Annotated in this window: 13 protein-coding genes; all 13 read right to left on the reverse strand. The window is 54.9% G+C overall.

Annotated features, from left to right (window positions below; translation table 11 throughout):
• Positions 1-18: 18 nt before the first annotated feature.
• Positions 19-1569: a hypothetical protein gene (locus Q0Y46_RS10580; protein WP_297947256.1), complete on the reverse strand. Its 1551-nt coding sequence runs from the start codon at positions 1567-1569 to the stop codon at positions 19-21.
• 182 nt (positions 1570-1751) lie between these two features.
• A complete protein-coding gene (ftsZ, locus tag Q0Y46_RS10585; RefSeq protein WP_297947258.1) occupies positions 1752-3416 on the reverse strand; it encodes a cell division protein FtsZ in 1665 nt (554 codons plus the stop codon).
• A gap of 36 nt (positions 3417-3452) precedes the next feature.
• Positions 3453-4697: a cell division protein FtsA gene (gene ftsA / locus Q0Y46_RS10590; protein ID WP_295682670.1), complete on the reverse strand. Its 1245-nt coding sequence runs from the start codon at positions 4695-4697 to the stop codon at positions 3453-3455.
• Positions 4690-5532, reverse strand: coding sequence for an FtsQ-type POTRA domain-containing protein (locus Q0Y46_RS10595; RefSeq protein WP_297947261.1), 843 nt, complete (start codon positions 5530-5532; stop codon positions 4690-4692). Before Q0Y46_RS10595 ends, ftsA begins: the two co-directional genes overlap by 8 nt.
• A complete protein-coding gene (gene murC / locus Q0Y46_RS10600) occupies positions 5529-6911 on the reverse strand; it encodes a UDP-N-acetylmuramate--L-alanine ligase (protein WP_297947263.1) in 1383 nt (460 codons plus the stop codon). Before murC ends, Q0Y46_RS10595 begins: the two co-directional genes overlap by 4 nt.
• Positions 6911-7981, reverse strand: coding sequence for an undecaprenyldiphospho-muramoylpentapeptide beta-N-acetylglucosaminyltransferase (gene murG / locus Q0Y46_RS10605; protein ID WP_295682677.1), 1071 nt, complete (start codon positions 7979-7981; stop codon positions 6911-6913). The genes murC and murG overlap by 1 nt, the downstream gene beginning before the upstream one ends.
• A complete protein-coding gene (locus tag Q0Y46_RS10610; protein WP_297947265.1) occupies positions 7978-9147 on the reverse strand; it encodes a putative peptidoglycan glycosyltransferase FtsW in 1170 nt (389 codons plus the stop codon). The genes murG and Q0Y46_RS10610 overlap by 4 nt, the downstream gene beginning before the upstream one ends.
• 8 nt (positions 9148-9155) lie before the next feature.
• Positions 9156-10544, reverse strand: a complete 1389-nt coding sequence (gene murF / locus Q0Y46_RS10615) for a UDP-N-acetylmuramoyl-tripeptide--D-alanyl-D-alanine ligase (RefSeq protein WP_297947267.1) — start codon at positions 10542-10544, stop codon at positions 9156-9158.
• Entirely contained in the window at positions 10538-11956 is a 1419-nt protein-coding gene (locus Q0Y46_RS10620; RefSeq protein WP_297947269.1) for a UDP-N-acetylmuramoyl-L-alanyl-D-glutamate--2,6-diaminopimelate ligase, read from the reverse strand. Before Q0Y46_RS10620 ends, murF begins: the two co-directional genes overlap by 7 nt.
• Positions 11956-13845 (reverse strand): penicillin-binding transpeptidase domain-containing protein, encoded by a 1890-nt coding sequence (locus Q0Y46_RS10625; protein WP_297947271.1) that lies wholly within the window; start codon positions 13843-13845, stop codon positions 11956-11958. The genes Q0Y46_RS10620 and Q0Y46_RS10625 overlap by 1 nt, the downstream gene beginning before the upstream one ends.
• Positions 13842-14156 (reverse strand): hypothetical protein, encoded by a 315-nt coding sequence (locus tag Q0Y46_RS10630; protein ID WP_297947272.1) that lies wholly within the window; start codon positions 14154-14156, stop codon positions 13842-13844. The genes Q0Y46_RS10625 and Q0Y46_RS10630 overlap by 4 nt, the downstream gene beginning before the upstream one ends.
• Positions 14153-15169 carry a 16S rRNA (cytosine(1402)-N(4))-methyltransferase RsmH gene (gene rsmH / locus Q0Y46_RS10635; protein WP_295682691.1) on the reverse strand — a complete coding sequence of 339 codons (1017 nt, stop codon included), beginning with the start codon at positions 15167-15169 and terminating at the stop codon, positions 14153-14155. Before rsmH ends, Q0Y46_RS10630 begins: the two co-directional genes overlap by 4 nt.
• On the reverse strand, positions 15156-15632 hold the full coding sequence (locus tag Q0Y46_RS10640) for an MraZ family transcriptional regulator (protein WP_295682693.1): 477 nt from the start codon (positions 15630-15632) through the stop codon (positions 15156-15158). Before Q0Y46_RS10640 ends, rsmH begins: the two co-directional genes overlap by 14 nt.
• Between the last annotated feature and the right edge of the window lie 180 nt (positions 15633-15812).

Raw genomic sequence — 15812 nt, forward strand, 5'->3', positions numbered from 1 at the left:
GCACTAAATGGCCCCTATTTAGAACTTCGTATCTACAGGGTTGAAAGTCATCTTGACGCCCAGGCGCAGCCAGCCGTCGACACCTTCCTTGCCTACTATATGTGCCAGATTGTCGTAACGGCGCGCCCCTCCCCCTAGGTAGAAGGAGAAATTGCTGTTGTATTGCATCTGGTACAGGGCATCCAATATATATTGGGCCTCTTCGCGGCCCGACGGAGAAGATTCGGTCGCCACGGCACGGTCGTAGCTCGTGTAAAGTTCGTTGTCTCCCTGACGCAGCCAGGCCAGCTCGAGCCTCGCGGAATGGCGTCCCCATTTCCAGCCCAAGTCAAGCCAGAGGTCCAAAGCATCGGAACCGCGGCGGTAGCCGATGGGATAATCGACAAAATACATGTCGGCAAAATCGGGGTCGTTCTGGTCGCGGTAGTTGCTGCGGTAAAGGCGGCGGCTGGAATATTCAAGAAGCGGCAGGCGTCCGTTGTTATGCACGGGGTCGGTACGCACCACGTCGAATCGCCACGAGAACGTTCCATAACGGTGCGTCGAGACTTCGTGGTAATAGCCGGCCATGTAACTGATCATGCTGCGGTTCGTGCCCTTGTCGTCATCCTCGCCCACAGGACTGTTGACATCTTCCAAGTTCACCTGCCCGTAGAACTTCGCGCCCTTGATTGGCGTAAGGCCGAGTTCGAACGTCGTGACCGCCTTGGTATAACCGCCACCAAAGTTATTATGCAAGAACATGAAGGGGTTGAGCGAACGGAGTTCCAGTTCCTTCCCGCCCACCATGCTTTCTTCGATGACATAAGTCCAGAAATGTTTCGTTTCTACACCCAAGCGGTGGTACACGAGGTTTTTCACATTCTCGTCGTAAATGCGGTTTCGCTGATTGTTCGCCTGCTTGTTCGGCGGAGTACACTTTTGTTCGTAGGCTTCGGTCCCTTCGGGAGGGCAGCCGGTCGCGGGGTCCACCACATCACCAAAAAGCCAGGCATTCAGTGAACTCACCATAAAATCGTAGCGGAAAATGCTCGGTTCGAACTTCCAAAGGAGCGCATCATGATAAGGCGCGCCGCCCAAGGCGAGATCGTTCGGAGAAACCTTCAAGTCGTCGGGGCTGAAGCGGCCCAACTGGACATAGCCGACACCGTTGTTCCACTTCGCATAGGCGTTTATAGGGACAGCAAGATCGAGTTCGCTCGGCTTGTAAGTAAAGTTTGTCTTGAGGTCGGAATCGTACCACGCCTCGATATCCTTGCGCAGCGGAGCCTCAATCAAAAAATGGAAATCCCTGTAACCCGCACGGAAACTGAGCATGAAGAACGGGTCCACATGGTCTTCGTAACTGCGCGCCGTCTCTAGCGGGATGCGGAGCCCGCGCCAGTTGTTCCCATAAGTTTCGACCGTATCCACAGCAAATGTCGGATCGGTGGGGCCACCATTCAAGCCAAAGTTGAAATCCGTACCAATCTGGAAATAACCTTTGTACGCCACGGAATCTGCCGGGGCGGCCAGAGCAGAGCCTGCAAATATCGCAAAGACAGGAAAAACGTGACGCAATTTCAGCATATTGTTAATCTAGTAATATCCGCAAACAAAAAGGACCGCCCAGGCAGGGAGTACCCAGGCGATCCCTTGTGTTGTGGAGGGTGCGCTCTCACGCACCCTTGTGTGTGTGTGACTCTCTAAGACGGTGTCGGCACCCCGACATCGCCACCATTCATTTTTGAACGGGATATTTAAACCGATGGCTAGAAAGCATCGGAATTCATGTTCATACGGCACCAGGTCGGCAAGCTGTAGTCGACCCCGCTGTCCTTGAACGGATCCGCTTCCTGGCTTTCAGAAGCCCTGGAAGAACCTTCCGTCGACATCGTGTTGCGCGTATAAGCAGGAGCCTGCAGGCCAGCCGTATTCAGGATACCGGACTGTCCGAGGGGATCTGTCTCACTTGCGCTCGGGATTTCCTCTTCGGCCACGGCGGTAGCCGTTACGGGGTCAACGGGGCTCAGCACGAGTTCTTCTTCGGCAGAGCGTGTCGCGTCAAAGCTGGGCTGCGAATAAGCCGACTCGGCAACCGCGGAGGTCAGCGTCGGCATTTCGACCGTGCTAGCATCCGGGAAAACGCGGGGCAGCGGCTGCGTTGCATGAGCGAGCGCGACAAAGTTCATGTCTGTCGGGCGCGGGGTCGCAGGGACCGGGCGGGCGCTCACGGCAGGCTGTTCCACCTGAACCGGCTGGGCAGCGACGGGCTGTACCGGCTGTGCAGCCACCGGCTGCACAGGCGCAGCAGCAGGTGCGGGAGCAACATGCGGCTGCATAATCGGAGAAGCCATGGTCGCGGCAGCGGCGGAAGCCCTCAGGGCGTTGACCGTCGCAGCCTGCTGCTGGGCGATTTCCTTGTTGGAACCGCCACAGCCCGTAGCGATAATGGTGATGCAAACCTTGTCGCCGAGTTCCGGGAGCAGGATGTCGCCGATGATGATGTTCGGGTCGTTCCTATCGCTCACAGCTTCGTGGATATGTTCCATAGCCTCTTCGTATTCGAGCATCGAGAAGTTTTCGCCGTGGGAGACGTTCACGAGCACGCCCGTGGCGCCATCGACGTTGATGTCTTCGAGGAGCGGAGAAGAAAGAGCGAGGTCGGTAGCCTTGACGCCGCGGCCTTCGCCTTCGGCGATGCCGGTGCCCATCAGGGCGCTGCCGCCGTTCTGCATGACGGTCTTGATATCGGCAAAGTCAACGTGAATGAGACCATGACGGAACATGATGTCGCAGATGCTGCGCACGGCGTTGCCGAGGATTTCGTCGGTGAGCTTGAAAGCGCCATCCAAGGTGAGGTTCTTGTCGGTGCTCTGCACGACGCCGAGAATCTTCTTGTTGTCGACCACAATCATGGTGTCGACATTGGCGCGGAGTTCCTTGATACCGTCGGCAGCGAGCTGGCCACGGCGCTTGCCTTCGAAGCCGAAGGGCTTGGTCACAACGGCCACGGTGAGGATGCCAAGTTCACGGGCAATTGCGCCCACGACCGGGGATGCACCCGTACCCGTGCCACCGCCCATACCGGCGGTAATGAAGATCATGTCGGCGCCCTTCATGGCTTCCTTCAAATCTTCCATGTTCTCTTCGGCAGCCTTGCGGCCGATTTCGGGCTTCATGCCCGCACCGAGAGTCTTCGTGGTCTTCTGCCCGATGGCGATCTTGTGGTCTGCGCTGCTCAGGTCGAGAGCCTTCGCATCCGTATTGACGGCGTAGTATTCCACGCCCTCAATATTCATCTTCACCATACGGTTCACGGTATTGCCGCCGGCACCGCCGACGCCAAACACCTTCACCTTGGCATTGTTTGTATCCGTTTCGTCCACCGCTATGCGGGACCTTGTCTCGAAGTCGAGGTTGTTTATTTCACTCATTGATTATTTCTCCCTGATGTGAGTGGTTGGTTGTTGTTAGAAATACGTTTTCACGAAATCCTTGAAGCGCTGCAAACCCTTCTTGACGGATACAGAAATCTGCGTACCCGTTTCGCGCTTCTTATTTTCGCGATGTTGCTTGGCCGCGTAGTACAAGAGGCCAATGCCTGTTGCATACGACGGCTTCTGGAAAGCGTCCTGTATCCCGCTCATGCCGGTCGGGTGACCGATGCGCACGGGTTTTTCAAAAGCCTGCTCGGCAACGGCTTCAATTCCTTCGAGGGCACAGCATCCGCCCGTGAGCACGACGCCCCCGTTGATGAGCACGTCCAAATGGCGTTTCTGGAGGTCCTTGGCGAGCATCTTGAAAATTTCCTTGACGCGGGCCGTAATGACATTCGCAAGGAGCTTGCGGGAGCACTGCACGTCGCCGCGCCCACCGACAGCCGGCACCGGGAACGTTTCGTCCTCGATGAGGTTGCTTATCTTGCATGTACCATACTTCTTCTTAATTTCTTCGGCCTTGGCAAGGGATATAGGCACCTTGAGGCACTTGCTGATATCGCTCGTAACCGTATTGCCGGCCAAATCAAGCGATGCTGTATAGCGCACAGAATCACCGACGAACACGGCGATGTCTGCAGAACCCGCACCAAAGTCAACCAGCGCGACACCGAGTTCACGTTCGTCGTCGGTCAACACGGCGCTTGCCGCTGCAAGGGGTTCCAGCACAAAATCGGCAATAGTCAAACCCGCCGATTCTACGCACTTGGTAATGTCCATGAGGGCATTCTGCCTAGAGGTGACAACTTGTACATCCACACCGAGTCGGCATCCTGTCTTGCCCTTCGGGTTTTTGATACCGCGTTCTTCGTCAAGCGTAAACTCGCCCGGGAACACATGGATAATCTGGCCTGCAGACGACGGCACTGTACTCGCCTGCTTGACGACGGCCTCGATATCGACATCGCGGACTTCACTTGTCGGGAGCGTAACCAGGCCCTTGTAATTTATCGAGGAAACATGCTTGCCTGCAATACCCACATAGACGTTGTGAACATCAATGCTTGTCGAGGATTCAAGCATGTGGACAGCCTTCCCGAGAGTTTCGACCACCGAGTCAAACGCATCCGGATTTGCAAGCGGGAAATCCCCACATTCCAGCACCCGGACCGAATTCCCTTCGATAGCCCCCACGAAAAGGTTTATTTTGGAGGTACCAATATCAAGGCCGAATATGTAATCGTCCTTTTTGATCATGTTTTGTTTGTTGTCATCCATTGAGACACCTCTTATCAAAATCCCTTATATAGGCAAAGCCGTCAAAACGCAAGTCGACTTCGCCCGCGCAGCGCAAGTCCCCAGAAAATCCCTTCCGGAGCGAATCGTACAACCTAAACTGACTTTCGTTCCAGCCCGAAGACGGGAACAACGTGCGGTAAGCCGCATCGCTAAAAAACACTTCCATCGCAGAATCCGCATCGTCCCAAGCCACCTGAGACACCTTGCCATAAAGCAGCGGTGCATTTTTCCGCATCGTTGAAAGGAACTCCGTAACCGTCGCAATCTTGTCCATTGATTCGGGTGCGACAATCGGCAGGTGGAGCGCCAACGTGAGCGCCATCGGGAGCACAAGGCCGCGTTCGGTATAAACCGTCGCCTTCCCTTCTTCGATAACCGACGCCACGGGAGTCGCCTCCTGCACATGAATCTTCAGGAACGAGGGGAACCTTTTTTCCACCTCGACCGAATGAATCAGCGGAATCTGCAAAAGCGAAGCCTTCACGGAATCGGCATTGAGTTCAGACATCGGCATGCCCGTTTCTACCTGGGCACCCTGCATGATGTCTTCCCATGTGAGCATACGATTTCCATCAATCTCGACAATTTGCAGATAACGGAATTCCAGCGGATTGAATCTTTGTACATAGAACCTGAAATGCCAAAGGGTCATGCCCACGGCAGCAAGCAACAGACAGAAAATCCAGCCACGACGCCTAAACCAGGAGCAGGCATGGCCCACACCGGACTTCATCTTCTTCGCCCGGGCGCGCTTGCGCTGTTCCTCGTTCAAGCCGATTCGACGGCCTAGAAATGTCGTCTTGTTTTGGTTCAAATACATTCCTCCAGAATCTTCGTACCGAGTTTCCAGACGTTACCGGCACCCATAAGGACCACCACATCGTTCGGGCGGAGTTCCTTCTTGAGAATCGGGAGCAGATTCATCTGGTCACCCACGAAGCGGGCATCGCGATGGCCACGCACGGTCGCGCTGTCGGCAACGAGCGCACCGGTAATGCCTTCGATGGGCTTTTCGCGGGACGGGTAAATGTCGGTCACCAGGAGCACATCGCAGTTGGCAAAAGCGCTGCCGAAGGATTCGTGCTGGTCACGGGTGCGCGAGAACAGATGCGGCTGGAAAGCGACAATCACGCGCTTGTCCGGGAATGCCTCACGGAATCCTAGAAGCGTCGCAGTAGCTTCTGTCGGGTGGTGAGCATAATCATCAAACACCATGACGCCGTTCTTTTCGCCGATAAACTCAAAGCGACGCTTGACGCCTTCAAAGGCGGCGGCAGCGTGGCGGGCGATCTCGATATCAATGCCTTCTTCGACCGCAAGGGCGATAGCCGCCGTCGCGTTCAGCACATTATGACGTCCAGGAATCTTCAGCTGGAACTGTCCCAGGCTCACCCCATCGTTAAAAATTTCGAAATGCGGATAGCCATGGTCAAAGCGCAAGTTGTCGATACGGTACTTGGCCTGGCGCGTGAAACCGTAAGTAATCACGGGCTTCTTGAGCTTGGAGAGAATCTGCTGCACGTTCGGGTCGTCGAGGCAGACAATCACTTGGCCGTAGAACGGCACCTTGTTCGCAAATTCCACGAACGCGGCCTTGATTTCTTCAATATTACCGTAAGTATCCAAATGGTCCGAATCGATGTTGGTGATGATGGCGGAACTCGGCATCATCGAAAGGAAACTGCGGTCGAACTCGTCGCTTTCGGCAATCAGGTAATCACCGCGGCCCACCTTGGCGCCGCTGCCCTTGCCCTTCACCACGCCGCCCACGATAATCGTCGGGTCACGCTTCGCCTCTTCCCAAATCTGGCCCACGATAGAGGTGGTCGTCGTCTTGCCGTGCGTACCGGCAATAGCGAGCGTGTACTTGAGGCGCATCAGTTCACCGAGCATTTCGGCGCGGCGGATAATGGGGATGCGACGGTTGCGCGCTTCGACCAGTTCCACGTTGTCGTAAGGGATCGCAGAAGAATACACCACCAAGTCGGCGTTTTCCACATTTTTTGCTTCGTGCTTAGGAGCAATGCTTATGCCCAGTCCCTTCAGGTAATCGATGACCTGGCCCTCGCCCATGTCGGAGCCGGTGACCTCGAAGCCGTTTTCCTTGACGACCTCGGCAATGCCCGACATACCGGCACCACCGATACCTACAAAATGCAGGCGACGGACACGCTTGCTGTACATAATCGGCATTATAAGCTCTCCTTGTCCAAAATAATTTTCGCAATCTGGTCGGCAGCATCGGGCATTCCGAGGCCCTTCGCTGCGGCAGCCATTTTCGCAAGTTTGGATTCATCGAACAAAAGCCCCTCGACCTTGTTCCACAAGTCGTTCGGCTCGGAATCCAGTTCCACGAGGCACGCACCCGCCTTCTCGACCACACGGGCATTGAATTCCTGGTGGTTCGCTGTCGCATGCGGGTAAGGCAGCAAAATGGAAGGCTTGCCGAAGGCGAGAATCTCGGCCAACGCCGATGCTCCCGCACGGCTGATAATCAAATCGGCATGCTTCATGTACGCATAAATATTGTCGAGGAATCCGCGAACAGCCACGTTGGGCAAAATGCCCAGACGGCGATTGATGTCGTCGACGTTCTTCACGCCCACCTGCCATACAACGGATACATCGCCATTTGCTGTAATCTTCTCGATGCTTTCTTCAATCTTCGTGTTGATGCCCACAGCACCCTGGGAACCACCCACGATGAACACGGCCTTCTTCCCTTCGCGGAATTCCACGGGACGCGGCAAGTCGTTCTCGTTGGGCAGTTCACGGACCGGGTTGCCGAGGATGCGCGTCTTTTCGATGGGGAATCCCTTCGCCGCCTCTTCGGAAGTCACAAAGATTGTCTTGGCGTAACGGGCACCCACCTTGTTCGCAATGCCCGCAACGGCGTTCTGTTCTTGCAAATACACAGGCAGGCCGAGGCTACCGGCAGCGAGCACGATGGGGAGCGACACGTAGCCACCCGTCGCCACGACGACATCCGGTTTTACCTTCTTGATGACACTTTTTGCACGGACAAGCGACTTGCTCAGGTTGAAGGGCAGCGTCAGGTTCTTGAGGAACGGGCCACGATGCAGCGGAACCGCCGTGATGAATTCATACGGCCAGTTCTTCGACACCAAACGTTCTTCCATGGAGTCCTTGCGTCCCGCGAACACGATGTCTTCTACGCCCATCTTCTTGAGGCTTTCCGCAATCGCTACGGCCGGGAAAATATGGCCTCCAGTGCCACCACATACAAAAAGGAACTTTTTCATGCGCCTCTCCTTGCATAGTCAGGTTTTTTCATAAAGTTGATGTTCAGGGATACCGTATTGTTCATGAATGGTTCACGAATCGTACGCCCCGAAGTCGGCTTGGAAATGTTCAGCATAACACCAATCATTGCCGAAGAGAAAATCAAGTTCGTTCCACCAAAGCTGAGGAACGGCAGCGGCTGCCCCGTCGTTGGGAAAAGCCCCGTGCAAACACAGGTATGAATCATGAAGTTGCAGAACAACGAGAACGTAATCGCAACAGCCATATACTTCCCGAACCGAGAAGACGAAGACCGAGCGACATTGAACCCTTGCCAGAACAACGTTGCAAACAAAATCATCACGATAAACGTGCCCACAAATCCAAATTCCTCGCCAATCACCGAGAAGACCACGTCTTTGTGAGCTTCGGGCAAGTAGCCGAGTTTCTGCATACCCATGCCCACGCCCGTGCCGAACAAGCCTCCATTACCGAGTGCCTGCTGCGAATGCATCAATTGGAACGCCGATTCCGCATGTTCTTCGGGATGCAAGAATGCAAGCAATCGCTTGGAACTATGCGCCTTGTACATGAGCCCCCCAATCCCGACCGGGATAGCGGAACAAATGCAAATCAACAGATACTTGCCCCGCGCACCAGCCGCAAAAAGCACGGCCAGCAACACCAGGGCAAACAAGATAAGCATCGACATGTTCGGCTGCAACGCAAGCAGCACGGCAGAAATCACAAACGGGACCGCCGGTTGGATGATACTGCATCGGAGAGTCTTGATCTCGTCGCCAGCATCGGAGAGCTTCGCGCAGACCATCGTGATAAAGCCAAGTTTCAAAATTTCGGAGGGTTGGATACCCCAAATCCAGCGGGACGCGCCCTTGACCGAAGTTCCCGACACGAGGGCCGCAATCGTCAGGATTACTCCCACGGCAAAGAACACACGCGCAAACTTTTTCCACGCGCTGTAATCCAGCAAGTAGCAGAACACCAGGGCCGCAATCGCCACAAGGACTTTTTTCAAATGCGAAAGGAGGTAATACTCGGTAGAAAGGCCAAGACGCTCCGCCAGCGGCGCTGACGCAGTGTACACAATAACAATCCCCAATACCATCAGCAATACAGCCGGTAGCAGCAGGAGTTTGTTAGAGCCTTTGTTTTGAGCAGAGACCATTCCTTAAACTACTCCTTGAAAATCGGGGTGGCTTGGAGCAAGGCTTCGACAACCTGTTCCATCTTCATACCGCGAGAGCCCTTCACCAGCAGCACATCGCCTTCGGAAACCGTATCGATCAGGAAGTCAATCACCTCCTGCACATTCGAGAAATGGAATACGGAGCGCATGCCACGGCTCTTGGCGCCCTTCACGAAAAACTTCGCCATCTCGCCCACAGTCACGAGGATATCGAAATTCGCCTCGGGAACCATGGTGCCAATCTGTTCGTGCAAGTTACGGCTTTCTTTACCGAGTTCAAGCATGTCGCCAAGTACGGCAATGCGGCGATTCACCTTGCTCATGTTGCCAATCGTCAACAGAGCCATCTTCGTCGAAGACGGGTTGGCATTGTAGCAATCGGAAACAATCTTGAAACCGTTCGCACTCTTCACGTCCATGCGCATACTCGTACCGCGGAAAGCATTGAGCGCAGAGGCAATGCGAGCCTTGGGAACCCCGAAAGCGAGCCCGACAGCTATCGCTGCCAGTGCATTGTACAAGTTGTGTACACCGGGGACATTCAGCTGGATCTTGGTGCGCCCAATGCTAAAGCAGGCGCAGGAATTTTCGTCCCAGGTGAGCCCTTCGGGCTTGATCACGCCACGACGCATACCAAACGTGACAACCTTGTAATTCTTGTTGCTGCGAGCCTTGCAGAGGTGTTCATCGTCGGCGTTCACAATCAAGACACCGCCCTTCTTGAGGCCTGCGGTAATCGTCATCTTTTCCTTGAACACACCGTCCAAATCGCCGAGGCGTTCCAGGTGGCTTGCGCCCACATTGGTAATCACGGCCACATCGGGTTCTGTCGCGAGCGAAAGCGGGCGGATTTCATCCGGGCCGCTCGTACCCATCTCGATGACTGCAGCCTCGTGGGTGCGCTTGAGCTGGAACAACGTCATCGGCACACCGATATGGTTGTTGAAGTTGCCTTGTGTAGCATGAGTATTGTAGCATGTCGAGAGGACAGCCTTCACCATTTCCTTGGTCGTCGTTTTGCCATTGCTACCGGTAATGCCGACCTTCTTCACCTTGAAGCGGCGTTGGTAGCCTTTGGCCAGTTTGAGCAAGGCCTTGGTTGTATCGTCCACTGGGGCGTACATTTTGAACGCACCCTGTTCTACGGCATCCTGATTTACTATGCTCATCAATGCACCGTCCTTCTCCATTTGGTTAACAAACTGGTGGGCGTCAAAACGGACACCCTTGATTGGCCAAAAAACAACACCCTTCGCCGGTTCTCGCGAATCCATGCAAAGGTTCACTTTTCGCGACAGCGTACGGGCAGGAACGCCCACGGCATCCGTTTCGAGGATGTCGAGCATCTCGCGAACTGTCAAATCCAACTTCAGCATTTCTCCATCGCCTTCACCGCCTCTTCGCGGTCGTCAAAATGGTGTTTCGTCTTACCGACGATCTGATAATCTTCGTGGCCCTTGCCCGCAATCACCAGCCAGTCGCCCGGTTCGAGGGAGGCGCAAGCCTTCGCAATCGCCTCGGCACGGTCTTCCACCACGACAAACTTGTCGGTCACCATGCCAGCGCGCACGTCCGCAATGATGGCGGAGGGGTTTTCCGTACGCGGGTTATCGGAGGTGAGCCAGGCCCTGTCGGCCATGCGCTCGGCAATTGAGCCCATGATGGGGCGCTTTGTGCGGTCGCGGTCGCCGCCGCAGCCGAACACGGTGCTAAGGCGTCCGCGACAAAGCCCGCGAGCCGTAGCAAGGACACGTTCCAGCGCGTCCGGGGTGTGGGCATAGTCAACAATCACGTGCTTTCCACCCTTGTTCCAGACCTTTTCGAATCGACCCGGGACGCGCACTGAGGCAAGGGCTTCGCGCATAGCGCTCTCAGGCAAGCCAATAGCGTATGCCCACGAAAGCACAAGTAAAACGTTATCCGCATTGAAATCGCCGCAAAGCGGGGTGGAGAACTTCTCCGCAGAAATCTTCGGCACCGTAAATTCAAGCCCGTCTTCGGTGCTCGACACAGCTCCAACAGGAGAAATGTCCGCACCGGCTTTACCGAGGCGAGAAACAGAAACCTTCTTGCAAACGTCAATGCCATCAAAAAGCTTTGCACCGTATTCGTCGTCCACGTTGATTACGGCGACACCGTCATCGGCCAAGTAGCGCGTGAACAGCAACTTTTTCGCCTCGAAATAGGCTTCCATCGTCTTGTGATAATCGAGGTGGTCTTGAGTCAGGTTGCTGAACAAACCGCTCCTGAAGCGGATTCCCGCAACACGGCCCTGGTGCAGCGAGTGCGATGAGGCTTCCATCACGAGGTCGGTACAACCAGCTTCTACTGCGCGGGCGGCAAAAGCAAAGAGATCGAGTTGCCCCGGAGTCGTAAGCGAAGCCGGTACAGAATCTTCACCAATCTTGTTCTTGATGGTACCAAGAAGCGCTACCTTATGGCCCGCAGCCGTCAGCATGGAATCCATCAAGAAAGCACTCGTTGTCTTTCCGTTCGTCCCCGTGACTGCATGCACAGCGATCTTCGCAAAAGGATCCTTGTAGAAAATTTGAGCGGCTTCCAGGCGGGCTTCACGCACGTCCTTCACCTGGATCCATTTCGAAGCCATCCCTTCCGGCGCAGCGGTCTCCGCAACCACGGCGACAGCGCCCTTCGCGATGGCGTCACACGCGAACTTCTCGTAATCGGCAACCGGGAACGAGAAAAACAGGTCCCCTTCCTTGACGCGGCGGGAATCGTCGCAAAGACCTCGGACAGACAAATTCTGCATCAGCGCTTCCGAAAGCATCAGCCTTTCTCCTTTAAAGTCAACTTGCAAGTCAGTCCCTTGTGAATTTCCTCGTCGGCCTTGGGGCTTTGAGACACGACGCGGCCCTTTCCGGTATACTCAACATTCATGCGGATATTCCCCATGATTTCGAGGGCATCCTTCAGCGAAAGCCCTGCGAGGTTCGGCATCTTCGTCGCGGAAACTTCGCCAAGCATCAAAGAAACCTTGCCGTTATCGCTCATATCGCTACGCTGCGACACCACGCGATTTCCATCGCCACGGAAGGCAACCGGGCAGCCCTTCTTGCGGGCAAGTTCTTTTGCGTCGCGGGCAGAGAGGCCGACAAAATCCACATCGCAACGATTGTCCAGTCTCACATGCTGCAAATTGTGGGACGCCGGGGAAAGTTCCGGATGGTAATAAACAGCTTCCATGATGCGGCGGAAAATCGGGCCTGCCGTAAGGCCACCCACGTGCATGCCCTGCGGGTCGTCCACGAGCACCAAGCACACATAGCGCGTATCTTCGACCGGCGCAAGGCCGATGAACGAAGCCACCTGCGAATTGCGATCGTAACGGCCTGTTTCTTGGTTGAACTTTTCTGCCGTACCGGTCTTGCCACCAAAAAGGATATCGGGCAATTTCTTGCTTGCCACCCTCTTTGCCGTACCGCTGTTCACGACGTTGTTCAACATCTTGCGAATCTTCGCTGCAGTCTTCTCCGAAATCACGCGACGGACTTCGACAGGTTCCTTCTTTTCGACCAGGTTACCATCGGCATCGCGCCATTCCTTCACAATCATCGGTTCCATGAGCTTGCCGCCGTTGGCAACCGCGGCATAAGCCATCACCATCTGAATAGGCGTCACGGAAACGGCATGGCCAAAGCCCATCGTTTTAAGCGTACGGTCGTCACGCGTGAGTTCATACGGTTGCAACAGTTTGCCGGATTCTTCGCCTTCGAAGTCTTCGGACGTGCGCATGCCAAACCCAAAATTACGCGCCATTCTATATAGGCGTTCGGCCCCCACTTCGGAGGCAATCTTTGCAAAGACGATGTTGGAAGACTGCACCATCGCCTCTCCCATATTCATATCGCCGTAAATGTGCGTATCGCAAATCTGCTCGGATCTCGAATTCCAGCGCCAGCAGCGGCCTTCGTCCTTGTAAACCTTGGTCGTGTCCACGACTCCGTTTTCTAGAGCGGCGGCAGCGGTAATCACTTTGAACGTGGAGCCCGGTTCGTAAGACATGCTCACGATATCGTTCTTGGACATGCGCCCGACCCCTTGTGTTTTGGAGTTCGGGTCGAAAGTCGGGTAGCTTGCCATGGCAAGGATTTCGCCGGTGAACGGATCCACCACGACAGCGCTCGCGCTCGTCGCATTGAATTCCATCACGCCATCTTTCAAGGCCTTCTCGACAATCTCCTGCATGTTGCGGTCAATCGTCAGCACCAAATTCTTGCCCGGTTCGGCATCGGCCACTTTTTCGGAGCGGCCGTAAATCTCGCGCTGGTGAGCGTCCTTCACACTCAAGCGGAAACCGCCGTTGCCACGCAAGCGGGAATCGAAGCGGCGTTCCATGCCCATGCTGCCAGAACCATTGTAGCCCACCTTCCCCACAATCTGTGCGGCCAGTTTGCCCTGCAAGAAGATGCGGCTGTAATCCAGGTTCCTGTTCGCTGTATCGCGATAGTTATCGGCAAAGACGATACCGTTACGGTCCATGATGCGGCCACGGTCGGCATACACGTTCTTCGTGTCCATCACCATGCTCTTTGTCTTCGCCTTGTACACATCCTGATTCACCACCTGGATATTGAAAGTCTGCCAAAGGAGCACGCCAACACAGCCGAGCGTAATAAACTTGATGATTCCGAGCGGTTCTATATAGAAGTTGTTCACTGAACACCTCCTAGCGGCATCACCTTTTGCGGCAAGCCGTTCAAGCCCAAGCCAACAGAATCGGCAAACTTCGAAAGTTGTTCGAGCGAAGAAAGCTGGTTAATTTTCAATTCTAGAGCCAGTGCGTCGTGCTTCAAGAAGGCGATTTCCACCTGGAGCCCATGCGCGGTCTCGTACAAACTATTGATGCGGTTCTGCATATAGAGCGGCAACATGCAGAGCAGAGCGAGCACGACAACGGCACCGGCCACAATCAGCGTGACCGAGCGGTTGGAGGCCCCGATGGCCTTTATCTTGTCCGTCTTGCTCATACCCTTTCGTACACTCTCAGTTTTGCAGAACGAGCCCGTCCGTTCTTTTCAATTTCTTCGGCCGAGGGCAAAATCGGCTTGCGATTCACCTTTTTCAGGCGTTGGTGATTGCCTCCGCACATGCACACAGGCATGTGTTCGGGGCATATACATGCCCTTTCGAACTCCGCGGTGGTCTCCTTGACGCACCGGTCTTCTACGGAGTGGTAGCTCATCACCACCAGGCGGCCACCCACCTTGAGGCAGTCCACCGCGGCGCGGAGGCTATCCTCGATTTCCTTGAGTTCCCCGTTGACTTCCATGCGGATTGCCTGGAACACGCGAGCCAAAAGCCCGTTCACTTCGCGACGCTTGTCGGGGAATACGGACTCCACCACAGATTTCATATCGGAAGGCAGTATCTCGCGACCTTCGCCAGAAACAGCGGCAACCATTTCAAGGATCCGTGTTGCCAATTTGAAAGCACGGTCCATGTCCGCATTCTTGCGGAGGGCCGCGGCAAGCGTATCTGCATCAACGTTCTTGAGCCATTCCTGCGCCGAGACACCCTCGCGACGATCCATGCGCAAGTCAAGCGGATTGTCGCCGACAAACGTAAATCCGCGTGCGGAATCATCCACCTGATGGCTGCTGATGCCCAAATCGTAGAGGATTCCGTCCAAAGTATCGGGAGCGATTTCGTTCTTGAGTTCGCCAAAGCGCACCGGATGCACAATAAACTTGGGTTTTACTCCAGCAAGGCGCTTGGTCGCAAAAGCCACCGCTTCTTCGTCACGGTCGAAAGCGTGGAGCGTACCCTGTTCGTTCAGGCGGGTCGCAATCGCGTAAGAATGTCCACCACCGCCTAGCGTGCAATCGGCATAAGTCCCGTCCGCCTTTATATTAAGGCCTTCCAAGCATTCCTTGAGCATCACCGGATCGTGGTAGAACACGCCATCCGTCGCCCCGGCCACTGCCGCCGGAGAAAATTCTTTTATACGTAATGCTTTTGGAGATAAACTACTTTGCGGCACTTGGACCCTCCGTCAAACCTTCTCCATAGAACGCAGCATCGAATGCGGCAACAGATTCATTTGTCTGCAATCCGTATTCAGCATTGAAGCGTTCCGGGTTCCATAGTTCAAGAGTCTTACCGCTAGCTTGCACATAAAGGACTTCACCCTTAAGGCCTGCGTACTCCAACAAGATCTTTGGGAGTAAAATGCGATTCTGGCCATCGAGCTCCACGAATGCGGGGCATAGGCCTCTCCGAACTAGGTCGGCTTGACGGCGGTCGGACCGGCAGTCCAGGTCCGCCATGAACTTTTCGTATTCGGGCAAGGTAAACAACCGGAGGGTACGGTCCGGGCCACGCGTGACCACGAATTCGCTCCCTTCGGCAGCCGTAAGCTGACGACGGAATTCCCTAGGGAAGGAAGACCTTCCCTTTCCATCGATAGCCGTTTGGGCTTGACCTATGAAAGACGTAAAGTTCATACTAGTTTGACACATTTTACCACAACACGTGATAAATATACCACTTTCTACCACCTTCGGCAATGGACACTCGGATTTTCTTATAAAAAACATACCAGGGACCGAGGTCCTCTTTTTTTCAAAAGTGAACATCCGAGCACATTCCGCAAAGATTTCTTACGGGATGACGAAGCTCTCCAA

It is taken from the genome of uncultured Fibrobacter sp., from assembly GCF_947305105.1.
Classification (GTDB): domain Bacteria; phylum Fibrobacterota; class Fibrobacteria; order Fibrobacterales; family Fibrobacteraceae; genus Fibrobacter.